General features: G+C 58.5%; 19 protein-coding genes. 10 read left to right on the top strand and 9 right to left on the bottom strand.

Going from position 1 to position 15,369, the window contains the following annotated elements; genetic code table 11:
• The first annotated feature begins 5 nt into the window (after positions 1-5).
• Positions 6-365, top strand: coding sequence for a hypothetical protein (locus ACW9IN_RS03005; RefSeq protein WP_059399961.1), 360 nt, complete (start codon positions 6-8; stop codon positions 363-365).
• Positions 366-677: a hypothetical protein gene (locus ACW9IN_RS03010; protein WP_059399962.1), complete on the top strand. Its 312-nt coding sequence runs from the start codon at positions 366-368 to the stop codon at positions 675-677.
• Between the two features lie 16 nt (positions 678-693).
• Here ACW9IN_RS03010 and ACW9IN_RS03015 read toward each other — a convergent pair whose 3' ends face one another.
• From ACW9IN_RS03015 to merR, 3 genes are all read right to left on the bottom strand, one after another.
• Positions 694-1,119, bottom strand: a complete 426-nt coding sequence (locus ACW9IN_RS03015; RefSeq protein ID WP_023445421.1) for an EamA family transporter — start codon at positions 1,117-1,119, stop codon at positions 694-696.
• Positions 1,120-1,131: 12 nt separating this feature from the next.
• Positions 1,132-2,082 (bottom strand): arsenic resistance protein, encoded by a 951-nt coding sequence (locus ACW9IN_RS03020; RefSeq protein ID WP_059399963.1) that lies wholly within the window; start codon positions 2,080-2,082, stop codon positions 1,132-1,134.
• A gap of 308 nt (positions 2,083-2,390) precedes the next feature.
• Positions 2,391-2,810, bottom strand: a complete 420-nt coding sequence (merR, locus tag ACW9IN_RS03025) for an Hg(II)-responsive transcriptional regulator (RefSeq protein ID WP_021018608.1) — start codon at positions 2,808-2,810, stop codon at positions 2,391-2,393.
• A gap of 71 nt (positions 2,811-2,881) precedes the next feature.
• On the opposite strand from merR, the gene merT reads away from it, so the two are divergent.
• From merT to merA, 4 genes are read left to right on the top strand one after another with little or no spacing between them, the layout of a single operon-like run.
• Positions 2,882-3,232: a mercuric ion transporter MerT gene (gene merT / locus ACW9IN_RS03030; protein WP_021018607.1), complete on the top strand. Its 351-nt coding sequence runs from the start codon at positions 2,882-2,884 to the stop codon at positions 3,230-3,232.
• Positions 3,233-3,245: 13 nt separating this feature from the next.
• Positions 3,246-3,524: a mercury resistance system periplasmic binding protein MerP gene (merP, locus tag ACW9IN_RS03035; protein ID WP_021018606.1), complete on the top strand. Its 279-nt coding sequence runs from the start codon at positions 3,246-3,248 to the stop codon at positions 3,522-3,524.
• Positions 3,525-3,526: 2 nt separating this feature from the next.
• Positions 3,527-3,772 carry a mercury resistance system transport protein MerF gene (merF, locus tag ACW9IN_RS03040; protein ID WP_021018605.1) on the top strand — a complete coding sequence of 82 codons (246 nt, stop codon included), beginning with the start codon at positions 3,527-3,529 and terminating at the stop codon, positions 3,770-3,772.
• Positions 3,772-5,442 carry a mercury(II) reductase gene (merA, locus tag ACW9IN_RS03045; protein WP_457364479.1) on the top strand — a complete coding sequence of 557 codons (1,671 nt, stop codon included), beginning with the start codon at positions 3,772-3,774 and terminating at the stop codon, positions 5,440-5,442. The genes merF and merA overlap by 1 nt, the downstream gene beginning before the upstream one ends.
• Before the next feature lie 163 nt (positions 5,443-5,605).
• Here the strand turns inward: merA and ACW9IN_RS03050 are convergent, their stop codons facing one another.
• The 4 genes from ACW9IN_RS03050 to ACW9IN_RS03065 form a co-directional block, all read right to left on the bottom strand.
• The gene (locus ACW9IN_RS03050; protein ID WP_038405180.1) at positions 5,606-5,965 is read right to left on the bottom strand and encodes a TraR/DksA family transcriptional regulator; all 360 of its coding nucleotides are present in this window, start codon (positions 5,963-5,965) and stop codon (positions 5,606-5,608) included.
• Positions 5,965-6,816, bottom strand: coding sequence for a universal stress protein (locus tag ACW9IN_RS03055; protein ID WP_021018602.1), 852 nt, complete (start codon positions 6,814-6,816; stop codon positions 5,965-5,967). Before ACW9IN_RS03055 ends, ACW9IN_RS03050 begins: the two co-directional genes overlap by 1 nt.
• Positions 6,817-6,830: 14 nt before the next feature.
• A complete protein-coding gene (locus ACW9IN_RS03060) occupies positions 6,831-8,318 on the bottom strand; it encodes a SulP family inorganic anion transporter (protein WP_021018601.1) in 1,488 nt (495 codons plus the stop codon).
• A 461-nt stretch (positions 8,319-8,779) separates the two neighbouring features.
• Positions 8,780-9,751: a site-specific integrase gene (locus ACW9IN_RS03065; protein WP_021018600.1), complete on the bottom strand. Its 972-nt coding sequence runs from the start codon at positions 9,749-9,751 to the stop codon at positions 8,780-8,782.
• Positions 9,752-9,930: 179 nt separating this feature from the next.
• Between ACW9IN_RS03065 and ACW9IN_RS03070 the strand changes: the two genes are divergently transcribed.
• The 4 genes from ACW9IN_RS03070 (at position 9,931) to ACW9IN_RS03085 (ending at position 12,985) form a co-directional block, all read left to right on the top strand.
• Positions 9,931-10,929, top strand: coding sequence for a DNA-binding protein (locus ACW9IN_RS03070; RefSeq protein ID WP_059399964.1), 999 nt, complete (start codon positions 9,931-9,933; stop codon positions 10,927-10,929).
• A 38-nt stretch (positions 10,930-10,967) separates the two neighbouring features.
• Complete coding sequence (locus tag ACW9IN_RS03075) at positions 10,968-11,612, top strand: DUF6036 family nucleotidyltransferase (RefSeq protein ID WP_021018594.1); 645 nt, start codon at positions 10,968-10,970, stop codon at positions 11,610-11,612.
• Positions 11,593-12,072, top strand: a complete 480-nt coding sequence (locus ACW9IN_RS03080; protein WP_021018593.1) for a hypothetical protein — start codon at positions 11,593-11,595, stop codon at positions 12,070-12,072. The genes ACW9IN_RS03075 and ACW9IN_RS03080 overlap by 20 nt, the downstream gene beginning before the upstream one ends.
• A gap of 316 nt (positions 12,073-12,388) precedes the next feature.
• Complete coding sequence (locus tag ACW9IN_RS03085) at positions 12,389-12,985, top strand: DUF6088 family protein (protein WP_079386421.1); 597 nt, start codon at positions 12,389-12,391, stop codon at positions 12,983-12,985.
• 883 nt (positions 12,986-13,868) lie between these two features.
• Here the strand turns inward: ACW9IN_RS03085 and ACW9IN_RS03090 are convergent.
• Together ACW9IN_RS03090 and ACW9IN_RS03095 are read right to left on the bottom strand one after the other, a co-directional pair.
• Complete coding sequence (locus ACW9IN_RS03090) at positions 13,869-14,756, bottom strand: TniB family NTP-binding protein (RefSeq protein ID WP_044308088.1); 888 nt, start codon at positions 14,754-14,756, stop codon at positions 13,869-13,871.
• 65 nt (positions 14,757-14,821) lie between these two features.
• Entirely contained in the window at positions 14,822-15,145 is a 324-nt protein-coding gene (locus ACW9IN_RS03095) for a hypothetical protein (RefSeq protein ID WP_457364480.1), read from the bottom strand.
• Between the last annotated feature and the right edge of the window lie 224 nt (positions 15,146-15,369).

A 15,369-nucleotide genomic window follows, 5' to 3' on the forward strand; every position in this document is an offset into this window, starting at 1 on the left:
AAGCCATGCTTTACCTTACCGATGTGCAACCTGCCTATTGCCCCAAGTGCGGCAAGCCCATGGAGCCGAGGCTATATGGCTGGGAGGCGCAGGATCGTTTCTACAACGCTAAACAACCATTTCTCTGCGATTGCGGCGCGCGTTATCTGCTCAAGGAGAATGCCGTTGCCACTGCATTCGATCATGCCGAGTCAGTCGGTGGTGATGCCGGCTTCGATCGCGCAGCCAGGATTAACGTGTTTTCCGAGCTGTACGTGATTCTCGGTGCTCTCGATGTCCCCGAGGCGGTGCTGGACCAGGTATTAGCCGCAGCCGAAGATGATCCGCTGCCGTACTCCACTTTGCTCCCTTTCGAGAAGGAATAAATGGATAAGATTCATTGGTTTGCGGTTTCAAACCCCGAGCAGAAGCGATTCCCCGAATGGAGACGCTCTTTCGGTATCAGCAACAGTGGCATCGTCTTCGTGCCGGCGGCGATGGCCGGCGATGATTCAGAGTTGAACATTATGCTCTGCGCGGCTGCCGAAGGCCAAAGTACAGTCGCTCACCTCGATCATCACTTCGTGCCCAGCGGCTGGCTCAAGCGAGAGTTTCCCAAGCACTTCGAGCTGATCGAGATCATCGAGGCCCGTGCACAATTGACGCTAGCGGCAGCCTTTCAGCGGCATGAGGCCTAGTGTCAGAGCTCAGAGCTCAGGGCTTCTTGGCGATAACCAGGAGCCCGGCCACGATCAATCCCGCACCGGCCAGCATCCGTAGCGTGATCACTTCGCGCAGCAGTAGCCAGGCCATCAGCATCGCTACCACGACGCTGCCCTTGTCGATCAGCGCCACCGTTGCTACGTCCCCCAGCTTTAACGCTTTGTAGTAGAAGATCCAAGACAGCGCCGTGGTGATGCCGGAAAGGCCAAGCCACAGCAGGTTGCGCTGACTGACCTCGGCGAGCTGCTGTACGGGTACTGCCCAAACCGCGAAGAGCAGCACGAAAGCGCAGACGAACAGCGTACGAATCGTCAGCCCCAGCTCGCCGGAAATCCCATTGAGCCCCATCTTGGCGATCACCGACGTGAATCCGGCGAAAAACATCGAGATGAAGGCGTACAGCACCCATTTTTCCATGACCGGCGCGTCCTATTTGAACAGCCTGCGGGGTATCCACCACAGGTAGAACACCATACCGAACAGCTCGATTACCGACTGCAGGACGATAACCATGGCTGCAACCTCCCAGCCCGCAGGCAGGGCCAGGGCGAATGGCAAGACCACAAAAGAATTGCGTGTCCCCAAGCTGAATGCCAGGGTGCGGGCGTGATCGCTGGGCAACGCCATCAGCCGCGCCAGTAGCTTGGCAATGTAGGGCACGGCCAGCAGGAACACCACGAACACTGGGATGACGATCAGCAACTCTCTCAGCGCCGCTCGCACCGCCTCAGCCTGGGCACCGGCGATGAGGAACACCACCAGTGTCAACAGCGGCACCGGCCACCAGGCCAATCGCTCGCGCCAAACATCGCGCCCCGCTCGGGCCTCGATCCAGCGCTCCGACAATGCAGCTAACACAAGCGGTATCAATACGACCAACAGAGCTGGCCAGAGGTCGATCACCCGCAATTCTAAGGCGACGCCCTGATCAAGCATCAACCACAGATAGAGCGGCAACAATGCCAGCTGCAGTAGCAGGTTGATCGGCGTGACCGCAATAGCACGGGGCACATTGCCTCCACCCAGTTGGCTGAAGGTAATGAACCAGTCCGTGCAGGGCACGAGCAACACCAGCAACACGCCCAAGCGCAGTGCTGGGTCGTGAGGCAGCCACTGCAACATCGCCCAGGCCAGCAGGGGAACGAGGAGGAAGTTGCCCATCAGCACCGCACCCACAAAGCGATGGTCGCGAAACGCCTCACGCACATGTAACAGCGGCATCTGCACGAAAGTGGCGTAGAGCAACGCCACCAGAGCCGGCCACAACATGTATTCCAGAGTACTTCCCATTCCGGGAGCGAGATTACCAAGGGTCAGTCCGGCCAGTATGCCACCCAGGTACAGCCAGACCTGGTTGCGTTCGAGTGTCAGGCGTTCCACTGTGAGTCCTTCTTCGATGCTAGGCGATTAAGCCAATGTCGTTGGCGATGCGGGCGATCAATCGGTGCAGCTTACCGGGCCACTTTGGAGCCCGGTTTGGCTTCATCCGTCGTTTACATGGCGCCGAAAAATTAAGACGTTATCGAACAGCTTGCCGGCGAAGCCGAGCTCTATCGGTGTCTTGATGTAGAGCACTACCAGTCAGCCAGCTCGAAAAAGTTCGCCGAATGCGGGTTGGGGGTTGGGGGTTGGGGGTTGGGGAGCAATGGAACCAAAAACCAACGTAAGCCCTACTACCTCCAACCGCATCATGCCCGTTCTCTTTCCCCATGCAGCGAAACGATCAGCGGGCAGGTAACAGTCCCTTGGCTCGCACAACAGTCATGGACCAGTCGCGCCAAGACTGATTCGATTCGCTGCAGATCCGCGAGTTTTCCCCGCACATCCTCAAGCTTCTGCTCGGCGAGCGCGCGCGCTTCGTCGCAGTGAGTGCCGTCGTCCAGCCGCAGCAGGCCGGCCACTTCTTCGAGGCTAAAGCCCAACCGCTGCGCGGACTTCACGAATCTCACCCGTGCGACATCCGCCGCGCCGTAACGGCGAATACTGCCGTAAGGCTTGTCCGGTTCGGGCAACAGTCCCTTGCGCTGATAGAAACGGATGGTTTCCACGTTGACCCCGGCCGCCTTGGCGAAGGCGCCGATGGTCAGACTTTCCACAGTGTTCTCCATAGCGCTTGATCCCGTACTTGACTACGGAAGTAACCTTAAACCATCGATCAAATGCTCAAAAGGAGAAATGCATGTCTGAACCGTCAAACGGGCGCGCCCCTCTTGTCGCCGGGGGGCTGGCGGCGATTCTCGCCTCGACCTGCTGTCTTGGGCCATTGGTTCTGATCACCCTGGGGTTCAGCGGGGCGTGGATCGGTAACCTGACCGTGCTGGAACCTTACCGACCGTTCTTCATCGGTGCAGCACTGGTGGCGCTGTTCTTCGCCTGGCGACGGATCTTCCGCCCGGCAACTGCCTGCAAATCAGGCGAGGTCTGTTCCATCCCGCAGGTACGCACCACCTACAAGCTGCTGTTCTGGTTGGTGGCGGCCTTGGTGCTGGTCGCACTCGGCTTCCCTTACATCCTTCCGTTGTTCTACTGATCCGGAGTTAGCCATGAAAAGACTGCTCGCATCCCTCGCCTTCGCAACCCTTATCGCCACGCCTGTCTGGGCTGCCACCCAGACCGTCACCCTAGCGGTGCCCGGCATGACCTGCGCCGCCTGCCCGATCACGGTGAAGAAGGCGCTGACCAAGGTCGATGGCGTGACCAAGGCCGAGGTGAGTTTCGAGAACCGCGAAGCCATCGTCACCTTCGACGATGCCAAGACCAGTGTCGAAGCGCTCACCCAAGCCAGCGAAAACGCGGGCTACCCGGCTTCGCTCAAAGAGTGACCATGTGCAACCCAAAACCGCTGTTGAAGATCGGCGTGAGCGGATCGGTAGTGGCGGCATTGTGTTGTTTCACGCCAGTGTTGGTGATTCTGCTCGGGGTATTTGGCCTATCCGCCTGGGTCGGCTACCTGGACTACGTACTGTTTCCGGCGCTCAGTGCATTTATCGCGCTGACCCTTTATGCCCTGCACAAGAAGCGTAAAGCCGAGGCCTGCTGCACAGCCGATTCGAAGATGGGAGAAAAGTGATGATCGAGCTCCAGGTGGAGGGTATGACCTGCGGATCGTGCACGGAGCACGTCAAACAGGCATTGCAGCAGGTGGCTGGTGTGCGCTCGGCGAGCGTGTCCTATCCGCAGGGATTGGCAGCGATCGCGACCGATGGCCATGTGGACTTGGAGCCGCTTATCGCGGTGGTCACCGCACTCGGTTATCGCGCGCGGATCGCCGACGGCTCTGCCGGTCCATTCGACCAGGTGCCGGGCTGGCCGGGTCGGGAAACTACGCAGACCGGCGATGAGCAATCGCTGCACGTTGCCATCATCGGCAGCGGCGGCGCCGCCATGGCGGCCGCCCTCAAGGCAGTGGAAGGCGGTGCCCGCGTTACCCTGATCGAGCGCGGCACCATCGGCGGCACCTGCGTCAACGTTGGCTGCGTGCCGTCGAAGATCATGATTCGCGCCGCGCATGTGGCACACCTGCGCCGCGAGAGTCCGTTCGACGCTGGATTGCCCGCCACCACGCCGAGCGTGCTGCGCGAACGGCTGCTCGCCCAGCAACAAGGTCGCGTCGACGAGCTGCGTCACGCCAAGTACGAAAGCATTCTGGAGAGTACCCCGGCCATCACCGTACTGCGCGGCACCTCCTGTTTCCAGAATGGCCGCACGCTCAGCGTGGAACTGGCAGGCGGCGGCGAGCGCATCCTTGCCTTCGACTGCTGCCTGGTGGCCACCGGCGCGAGCCCGGCCATCCCGCCGATTCCCGGCCTCCTGGGCACGCCCTACTGGACCTCTACCGAGGCGCTGGTGAGCGACAGCATTCCCAAACGTTTGGCCGTGATCGGTTCCTCGGTGGTGGCGCTGGAACTGGCGCAGGCCTTCGCGCGCTTGGGTAGCCGGGTGACGATCCTGGCGCGCCACACGCTGTTCTTCCGCGAAGACCCGGCCATCGGCGAAGCGCTGACGGCGGCCTTGCGCCTGGAAGGCATCGAAGTGCTGGAGCACACGCAAGCCAGCCAGGTGGCCCACGCAAACGGCGAGTTCGTGCTGACTACCAACCACGGCGAACTGCGTGTCGACCGACTGCTCGTCGCCACCGGCCGCACGCCCAACACTCAAGGCATGAACCTGGAAGCAGCCGGCGTACAACTGGATGAACACGGCGCCATCCAGATCGACTCCGGCATGCGCAGCAGCGCCCCCGATATCTATGCGGCCGGCGATTGCACCAACCAGCCGCAGTTCGTCTATGTCGCGGCGGCGGCCGGCACTCGCGCGGCGATCAACATGCTTGGCGGCGAGGCGACGCTCAATCTCGATGCAATGCCGGCCGTGGTGTTCACCGATCCGCAGGTGGCCACCGTCGGTTACAGCGAGGTGAAAGCGCACCACGCCGGCCTCGAAACCGACAGTCGCACGCTGAGCCTGGACAACGTGCCACGTGCGCTGGCCAACTTCGACACCCGCGGCTTCATCAAGATGGTCGCCGAAGCGGGCTCCGGCCGGCTGCTGGGCGTGCAGGCGGTGACTCCAGAAGCTGGCGAGATCATTCAGACCGCCGCCATCGCCATCCGGGCGCGGATGACGGTGCAGGAATTGGCCGACCAGTTGTTCCCCTACCTGACCATGGTGGAGGGACTGAAACTCGCCGCGCAAACCTTCAGCAAGGACGTGAAGCAACTGTCCTGCTGCGCGGGTTAAAGGAAAACCACGCCGTGCCAGGAAACGAGAGCCAAGGCTATTGCATCAGTGAGATCGCAACAGCCGAGGGACACTCGCATCACCACAGCTTGCAGTGCCGGGACGCAGACTGCAGGAGCCAGCGCGGCGCCTCTTGGGACTGATGCCACGAGTCGTGACGGTTTCAACCCGACTCGGTGCGACTGGCGCAGGTGATGCACAGCAGCGTTGCCGAATCGAACTCCAGACGGCCCGAGGCGATCAACTCGCCGCATTGGGCGCACCATCCATACTCACCCTCGTGCCAGCGCTTGAGGGCCAGCTGGAGGCGGACGCGTTCATGCTGCGCCCGACTGCGAATGGCATCGTTCATTGCTTGCTGCTGGAGTGCGTCCATCCTCGACAAACGCCCTACCTTGCTTTGATCCAGCTCTACCGATTGCGAGCGAGACTCAGCGTCTTCCAGCAATCGATCCAGCTCGGCAGCCCGTTTTTCCAGCAGGGTCTTGAAATGGGCAAGATCGAGGGCGTCGTCCATGGCCATTAGCGCAGCAGTAAAAGCGCACTGGTGGTGGTGCGGAGCATGCTGGTCGTGGTGCTCCCGACCAGGAATTGCCGGATACGTGAATGGCCATAGGCCCCCATCACCAGCAGATCGATGCCATGCTCTTTCTGATAGGCGTGCAAGGCAGGTTCTATCTCTCCGCTCCGGGTCTCGGCGCGAACAGTGAAGCCGGCGTTGATCAGCACCTTCTGCGCCCAGTCCAGCTGCGCGGACGCTTCATCGCTCACGGGCCCAACCATGACCAGGTGGATCGGCAGTCCCTTCAGCAGCGGGCTGGCTGCCAGCATCTCCACACCCTTGCGGGTAGTAGCGCCGCCATCGAATGCCAGCATCGCGCTCTCGGGCTTTTGGAAGTTGGCCGGGGTGACCAGGATCGGCCGGTGCATGATACGAATCACGCTCTCCAGCTGGCTTCCGACATGCTGACTCAGGCCGCCACTGGACTCGCCCTGGCGACCGATGACCAGCAGGCGCGTTTCGGTTTGCAGCTCTTGCAGGCTTTCCAGCAAATCGCCATGACGTTGCTTGGACTCAGGCGCGGTCACACCATCCGCCATGGCCCGCTCTTTCGCGGCCGCTAACATGATCCGCCCTTGTTCAAGGGCCAACTTGCCGCGCTGTTCATCCAGGGAAGCAAGCTCATCGAGCAGATGCTCGCGGCTGCCAAGGCCGATATTGCCACTCAGATCGGCCGTAACCGGGTACTGGCGCTGATCCAGCACATGCAGGAAGGTCAGCGGGGCTTCCAGGCTCAGACTGGCCCAGGCCGCGTAGTCGCACACGGCTGGAGCCGAGGAGGAACCGTCGATACAGGCAATTACTTGGGTCATTGTTGTTCTCCTTCTCAGTGGCCCATGAGTTGATCAATGGCGTCGGGTTTGTCGTGAACACCGAAGCGATCCACGATAGTGGCGCTCGCTTCGTTGAGGCCCAGTACTTCAACTTCTGTGCCTTCGCGGCGGAATTTGATGACCACTTTGTCCAAAGCTGCAACGGCGGTGATATCCCAGAAGTGGGCGCGATTCAGGTCGATGGTTACCTTGTTCAGGGCTTCCTTGAAGTCGAAGGCCGCGACGAACTTGTCAGCCGAGCTGAAGAACACCTGGCCGGTGACGTTGTAGCTACGATGCTCGCCGGCTTCGTCCAGCGAAGAGCTGATCGCCATGTAATGGCCAACCTTGTTGGCGAAGAACATCGCGGCCAGCAGCACGCCGGCCAGCACGCCGAAGGCCAGGTTATGGGTGGCCACCACGACCACCACGGTGACGACCATGACAATGTTGGTCGACAGCGGGTGCTTCTTCAGGTTGCGCAGCGAATCCCAACTGAAGGTGCCGATGGACACCATGATCATCACTGCCACCAGCGCAGCCATCGGGATCTGCTTCAGCCAGTCGCCAAGGAATACCACCATCAGCAGCAGGAATACGCCTGCGGCAAGGGACGACAGGCGCGAACGACCGCCGGATTTCACGTTGATGATCGACTGACCAATCATCGCGCAGCCGGCCATACCGCCGATCAGACCCGAAGCAATGTTGGCCACGCCCTGGCCCTTGCACTCGCGGTTCTTGTCGCTGGGGGTGTCGGTCAGGTCGTCGACAATGGTCGCGGTCATCATCGACTCCAACAGGCCGACCACGGCCAGCGCTGCCGAGTAAGGGAAGATGATCGCTAGGGTCTCGAAGGTCAGCGGCACGTCAGGCCAGAGGAAGATCGGTAGCGTATCCGGCAGTTGGCCCATATCGCCGACCGTGCGGATATCCAGCCCTAGGTAGATGGCAATTGCGGTCAAGACCAGGATGCACACTAACGGTGAGGGGATCACCTTGCCGAGCTTCGGCACATAGGGGAACAGATAGATGATGCCGAGGCCTGCGGCTGTCATAGCATAGACGTGCCAGGTGACATTAGTCAGTTCGGGTAGCTGAGCCATGAAGATTAGAATCGCCAGCGCATTGACGAAGCCGGTCACCACTGAGCGCGAGACGAAGCGCATCAGTGAGCCGAGCTTCAGGTAGCCAGCAGCGATCTGTAACACGCCACATAGCAGCGTGGCGGCTAGCAGATATTCAAGACCGTGGTTTTTGACCAAGGTGACCATCAGCAGTGCCATGGCCCCGGTTGCAGCCGAGATCATTCCGGGGCGGCCACCGACAAAGGCGATCACCACGGCAATACAGAAAGAGGCGTACAGGCCGACCTTGGGGTCAACCCCGGCAATGATCGAGAAGGCGATGGCTTCAGGGATGAGGGCCAGTGCGACCACAAGGCCGGCGAGGATGTCGCCACGGATGTTGGACAACCAGGTTTGTTTTAACGAGTGGAGCATCAGATTTTCCAAGGCAATGGATCGCGCAGCACAGCATGGCGCAGGCCATGTGCATCTGGTCGATACGAGGTCAAATTGTCAGATGTTGGGGAGCTGTGCAGGCAATGAAACCGAGTGCACAGCAGAGTGCGACCGCTGGCAGAGCAAGCAATCACAGATGATGCGGGGGGCGTAGCGCTATGGCGGCGTAGGCAGCCAGATCATGTTTTGCAGGGTAAGCATGAGGTCTTATCGAGTGTCTTTGGTAACTCAATGGCAGCGCTAGTCTACAGAAAGACAGCAGTTTCTGCGAGTCAGCTGTTGGTTCAATCGGGCGTCCAGAGCAGGGCTCTATAATCGCTCTATAGTCGCTCTATAATTACCTATAAAGCTCATTCTAGAGCGGCCAAACTACCTGTAAGTGCTAACAGCGAGCCCGATTGCGCTTCATGCTGCACTGTCGTCCTTGATGCGTGCAGATGCTAATGAGAAGCTGAAAGCTGATCCAAAGGGCCAGCATGAAGCTCAAGGGCAGGTTTAGCTGCAAGGCCACCAAAGGATATGGCGGGGTCGATGTAGCGCATGGCGGACTTGATATCTTTCCAGCCTACATAGGTCATCAAGGCCTTGAGATCCCAGCCATTGGCCGTGGCCCAAGTAGCGAAGCCTCGGCGTAGCGAATGGCTGGTGTACAACTCGGCCGAGATACCGGCGCGTTGTAGGATTTGGCGCAACAAGCTAATCAGGCTGCCGGGATGCAGGGCCTCGCTGCCCAAGTGCCCCCAGCGATCCAAGCGACAGAACACTGCGCCACGGGCAATGCCGGCGGCACTGATCCAGTCGAGATAAGCCTGTACCGGGCAGAGGCATTTTAAGGCTGGTACGTAATGAGTCGTGCCGAGATTTTCCCGGTCACCCTTACTTTGTGGCAGGAAAAGGCTCATGCCCGCACCGGCTTCGGCCTGGATATGCTCGACCTGCAGTCGACAGAGTTCGTCACTGCGAAAACCCCGCCAGAAACCGATCAGCAGCAACGCCGCATCGCGCCGATTACGCAACAGGCTTGCCAAATTGCCGGACTGCTGAGCCCGTTCGGCCTCCTGATTCAACCACTGAACCGCCTGCTCCAAGTGCTGCAGCTGCAACGGAGCGGCCTGCTTGGCTTGCGCCGGATGCAATGTACGGATGCCTTTGAGCACCTGACGCACCGTGGGCGTCTTGGTCGGATCAGGAAAGCCCTGGGTGATATGCCACTGAGCCAGAGCAGCCAGGCGCTGCTTGAGCGTGCTGCTGCTTAGGGTGTCGGCGTAGTCCACCAGGTAGCGCACGATGCTATCGCTTGTGGCGGGCAGGAAGCCGCCCCAGGTCACTTCGAAGTGCTCGATGGCCGACTGATAGCTGCGGCGGGTGTTTTCCCGCGTACCGGCCTGCAGATAGCGCCCAACGTCTTTCATCGCTCGAAATGCCCTTTGTGTACTGGAAAACGGCAGCTAAGCGACCGTTTGTGCCGATCATGTTGAATAACGCTCCATTATTTTATCTGATTTATTTGCTTTGAACGCGCTTTACATCAATCAAATTTAGTATGTAAATACATGGTATGTAATCCACTACGAAATCGTAGGAGCAGACCATGGCCCGCGGCGGCATCAACAAGGCACTGGTTCAGAAGGCGCGACAGGCGATCCTGGCGCGGGGCGAGAACCCAAGCATCGACGCGGTACGGGTCGAACTTGGCAATACCGGCTCGAAAACCACCATTCACCGCTACCTGAAAGAACTCGAAAATGCCGATCGCGGCCGGGATGCGGGCTCAATCCCGCTCAGCGAACAGTTGGCTAACCTGGTCGGCCAACTGGCAGATCAGCTAGAGGAGGATGCGCAGGCCACTGTGGCCCAGGAGCGCGAACAACTGGCACGTGAACGGCTCAATTTCCAGAACCAGGCTCGGCAAGCCGAAGGCCGAATCCAGCAGTTGGAAAGTCAGAGCAGCGGGCTCACGGAACAGCTCCAAGCTGCCCAGCAAGCACTGCAGCAGGCGCAGCAGCAACGCCAGCAGGCCGAGATCGAGAGTGCCCGCCTATTGCAGGCCAACCGCGACTTGGAGGAGCGCCTGCAGGACCGCGATGGGCAGATTCGCTCGCTGGAGGAAAAGCATCAGCACGCGCGCGACGCCTTGGAGCACTACCGACAGGCCAGCAAGGAGCAGCGTGAGCAGGAACAACGTCGACACGAGTCGCAGGTACAGCAGCTGCAACTGGAACTGCGGCAACTGCAGCAGACTTTGATAATCAAGCAGGACGAGTTGACCCAGTTGAACCGCGACAATGCGCGCCTGCTCGCCGAGGCCCGGCAGTTGCAAAAAGAGCAACATGCGCAGCAACAGCTACTGGCGCAGAAGGTCCAGGCCTTGGAAGCCGCCCAGAGCGCGTTGACCGGCGCTGAGCGCGCGAATGAAGCCCTGGAACAGCGTTGCAGCACATTGCAGGAGGAGGTGTCCCGGCTGGGCGAAGCCTCGGCGATCCAGGCGCAGCAAGCGCAGAGCCTGCAGGAGCGCCTGGTCGAAGCCACTACACAGCTGAAGCTACTCGGGGCACCGCTTGCGAACAGCGATGGCGCACGCAGCTCATGAACCGGCACACTGAGTCCATGAGCTGAATGGAGGTGAAGATGACACTACTTGAGACGACCAATGAAGGGGCTGCGGAACCTGTTCGTTTGACTACGCCGCTGGGCCAGGCCATTGGTAACCTGTTCGCCCGGGCCTTGCCGCTACTGGATGGCAACCCACCAGGCTCGCTCAAGGTCTTCGTCTTCGGCGGCTGTGCGGTGCACCTGCTCACCCATGCGCGTGGTAGTGCGGACATCGATGCGGAGATCGAGGCGGCTCGTGTGCTGCGTAAGGACGAGATCATGGCCGTCTACACACCGCCAGAGGGTTATGAGGACAGCGACGGCCGCGACTTGCAGGTGTACCTGGATCAGAATTACACCAATGCCCTCGGGCCACTGCACGAAGACTACCGCGAGCGCGCCATCCCCATGGAGGGTTTCGAGGGTGAGCAGCCGCTGCATATCTTCGTTGCCGCCGGCGTTGACCTAGCAATATCCAAGCTCGGCCGCTTTACGGAAAACGATCAATCTGATATCGAACAGCTCATCGAATGCGGCCGTGTCGATGTCGGCCAGTTTGTTACACTGGCAACAGAGGCAATCGATTATGCCGTGGGTAACCGAAGCGCAATGCTAGGCTGCCTAAAATTGGTCACAGCGAAGTACCTAGAGGATGGGCGAGATGCCACGTCTGGATCGTAAGCAAAGCTTTGGCGCGCTCCTGGAGACTGTCACCCAGCAGCGCCTCAGCCAAGTTGCGTCCGATGCCCTCGTGGAGCTCGCTAAGCAGTTGTGGTACGAAGAACGCGACCTTGTGCCAGTACTGCAGCGTGAAGTAGCGGGCAAGCTGCGCGAGCCTGAGCAGAAGCTGCGCGCCCTCTATCTGGTCGACCTACTGCGTCGCTTTCCCTGTGTAACAACGGACAAAGCCGCGCGCCTAAAAGGCTTTGTCAGTAGCTGGTCGAGCTTGAAACCGGCCGAGCGCTCGCCGCGGGCGACCCAGTTGGTCTCTCGCTACAAGCTCGACAAGCTGGCCTATGAGTGGGGGCTGGAGGAAGACGTCAGCAAGCAGATGCAGGATGTCCTGGTTTTCCAAACCCGCCATTACGCCGCCACGCAGGGCGTGAAGACGGGCTATTCAGAGCCCGCGCCTGTCGGCTAGCTGGCAGTCTCCGCTGGCCCTCTAACTCGCCTTTTTTTCCAATTTTTCGATCTCGAGCCGGCCACGGATTGCGGGAATTATCTGCAATTATCTCGACATAGATAATTGATCAATTAGTAGCCGCCGCAGGCAGGTTGCGAATCGTGTTGAGGCTCTTCTGCGAGTGCAACCAAACGGCTGATCCATCCTTTCTCTCTAGATGGCTGTAGCGATTGGGCGCGAATCCTATTCCGACTGCCGATTGCCGCGCCGCAGTTCGTTGATCAGTGTCAGGATTGTTGCTAGGTTTCTGACATATTTCAAAAACTAGCCATCCATGAAATCCCTTCCCGCGGCAATCATCGAACACAGCAGGCTTCTTCCTGAAGGAGGCATTCTTGCACCAAACGAATTCCTTCATTTGGCTAGCCGTGCAGCGGTGGACAAAGCATTCTCTCGATTAGCCAAGGGCGGGGAGTTGATGCGGATTTCACGTGGCCTCTATGTGGCGCCGGTCACTGGGCGCTTCGGCAAACGCGCGCCGGCGACGGAGAAGGTCGTCAGTGCGATAGCTTCGAAAAGCCATCAGGTAATCGCGTTAAGCGGTGCCCGCGCAGCGAACCTTCTAGGGCTGACGCAGCAGGTGTCGATTAAGGAAGTATTTATCACCGGCGGACGGCCGAGAACCCTGCAATTAGGCAAAATTCAGGTGAGAATCGAACATGCGCCACAGTGGCAGGTCGCCCTCGGAGCGACCATTGCTGGCGACGCTGTACGTGCACTTGCCTGGTTGGGCAAACCCCACGCCCAAGAGGCAGTCGCGAAGCTGCGCACGTGCCTGTCGAGTAGCGATTGGCAGGTATTGAATTCGCATAGATCCAAGCTTCCTCCATGGATGGCTGAAGCGATTGAGCACGAAGCAGCTTTTGCTTGAGCAAAGCTTCTAATTTATTCGTTTAAATACAGTAGGTTAGAGAACGAATGTCCTAATTTTTGCCTTATCTCGGCATGACTCAGTTGCATCCTTAAAAAGTCTATATAAAACATGCGGATAGGATGGAAGTGAGTGAATTTTCCCTTTATCTCGGCATGACCCCTACTTGGCCCAGCTCGGTCATGACCGAGTCAACCTTGGTTGCGAGCTCGCCAGGCATGCCAGCCGCAATACTCAGCGCGTGCCTGAAATCAGTCGGTTCTAGCGTCGTGCCCCCGAGTACCGAGAGGACGTTCTGGCCTTCTAGACTTAAGAGAGACGCCAGGTGGAGCAGCAATGCGGTGGCTCCAGTTCCTGCCGGCGCAGCCAGCAGCAGAACCTCTCGTTCAGGTGCGCTGGGGGTTGCCTGTGAAGCGGTCTGTGACTCGGCTGGCTGAGTGACTGTACGAAAGTGCTCAAGGCACTGCTCCAAGACCTTTTGGTTGCCTGAGGCATCTGACCATTTCTCTGATTTGATCGTCATTGAGCCTGGTTCTCAATCCCGTAGCCATGAATCCTTAAATTCTAATTTTTCAAATTCTGTGCTCTCAGGGGAGCCAGGGCATCACGCGTACCACCTCGGCTAGAGCCCTGTCTTGGAAATACGTTCTCTTTGGGCGAGTGGCTCGCGTGTTCCGCGAACGCGCCGCGACGAGCCATAGCAGGCCTATGGCGAGGAGTGGCAATCCCGGCCAGGCCCCTAAGACTCCGCCAAAAGTGACCGGCTTATTTTCGAGACAGGACACTAGAGTCATCGCTGCTGCCCGTGCAGCTTCGTCTCCCGTCAGCCCTGCAACGTCGTTTCCGAGCAGACAACATTCAGTCGCAATGACGATAACGGTGCTCACGCAAAAGGGCCTAAGTCCGGTCGAGCATAGTCATTTAGATTTATCTCTTCGATGACGTTCTTCATTGCGTTAACAGTGCTAACCAATATCTCCGGATTGACATATTCTTGCCCGGTCTCAACTGCCGCGCGACACGCTTCACGAGTCAGATCAGCCACCGCACGGCGCGAGTTATAAATAACCAATTTCTTTCGAACAGTAGTAGTTGTGAGCGTGTTTTTCTCAAGTATTTTAAAGAAGTCATCATTGAGTACGGAACGCTGCTCTAGCGGCATGAGTGCCAAGTACCCTTTAATAAATGACCTGCCCTCATCATCATTCTTCCAATAGCTTAGAGAACCCACTCGAATATTGAATCTTGACTTGAGTGTTTCATCATTGTCAAACAAAGCATACATTTCGTCTGGCGTTCCAGCTAAAACAACATTTAGCTGCCATTCGTGCCCGGCCAGCCCCTTTATTGAGCCCAGCTCACGATTCACAGGCGCTCCAGTTAAAGCGAGCCTTAACATCGGAGCCTCGTCAATAAAAACCCCGCGTACGTTATGCTCCCGAACCAAAGTCTTAGCCAAGCCCACATCTCGATAGCTAAGATTCAATGGGCGTGTATGAAACCGTTCCCCGATTGCAGCCAGGAACAGCTTCATCACGCTGAGGTTTGCACTGTTTTTAACCAGGTCGAGATAAATGATCTTGCCCGGCCAATCCGACGCAGGATCAAAGCTTCGCTTTTCCCAGTTCACTCCAATCGTCGACTTGCCTAAGCCAGGAAGAGCGATGAGCGACATCCCGGCGTTTGACGTATTTCTGGGGGACGCGAGTAGCCGCTTGGCACTGTGCTCAACAGCCATCGCTGTGGGGTAGGTAAGGAATACGTCACGCATGCACGCAAGCGCCCGCTCCTCACGAGAAAGCTCCAGTAGCGCTAATGCCTGCGGGCTTAAGTGGGTCACATGTCATACCCCATCATGACTGGTATAGGGCCTTGGTGAGGCTTTGCAGGCGCTTTGGGCTCCAGGAGTGAGCTGGATGCAGGCTGATTGATCTCGCACATCTTGTCTTCAAGATCCCGGCTTTCCTGCAGCCGACGTTCCTGCTGTTGAGTCAGAAGGGACTGCTTGAGGTGATGTTGTTCCTGCATAGCTTGAAGTCCTTCAGGGGTATGCTGGCCTACTGGGAGTCCGGATTTGCGCTGGATATTCCACTCCATCATCGTTTTCGGATAACTATCTTCGTTGATAAGTTTGACAGGAACCCATAGCCCTTCGTCCATCACCCACGCCCTATACAAGTTGCCGTAATCGAGCTTAAGAGTTACCGGCTCTCCGACTCTGTTCCAGTACGGGCCGGGCTCATACAACAACCCAAGAGTCAGAAGCCCCTCACGCCTTACATGTATGTTCCTCTGATGGAGCATATCGATCTTGAACTGGGTTGCATCTTGAATCGCCCCGGGTTTCGTAGACACCTCTTTGCCTTAAACTGAGGCCAATTAGG

This window comes from Pseudomonas sp. SDO5271_S396 (assembly GCF_054071795.1).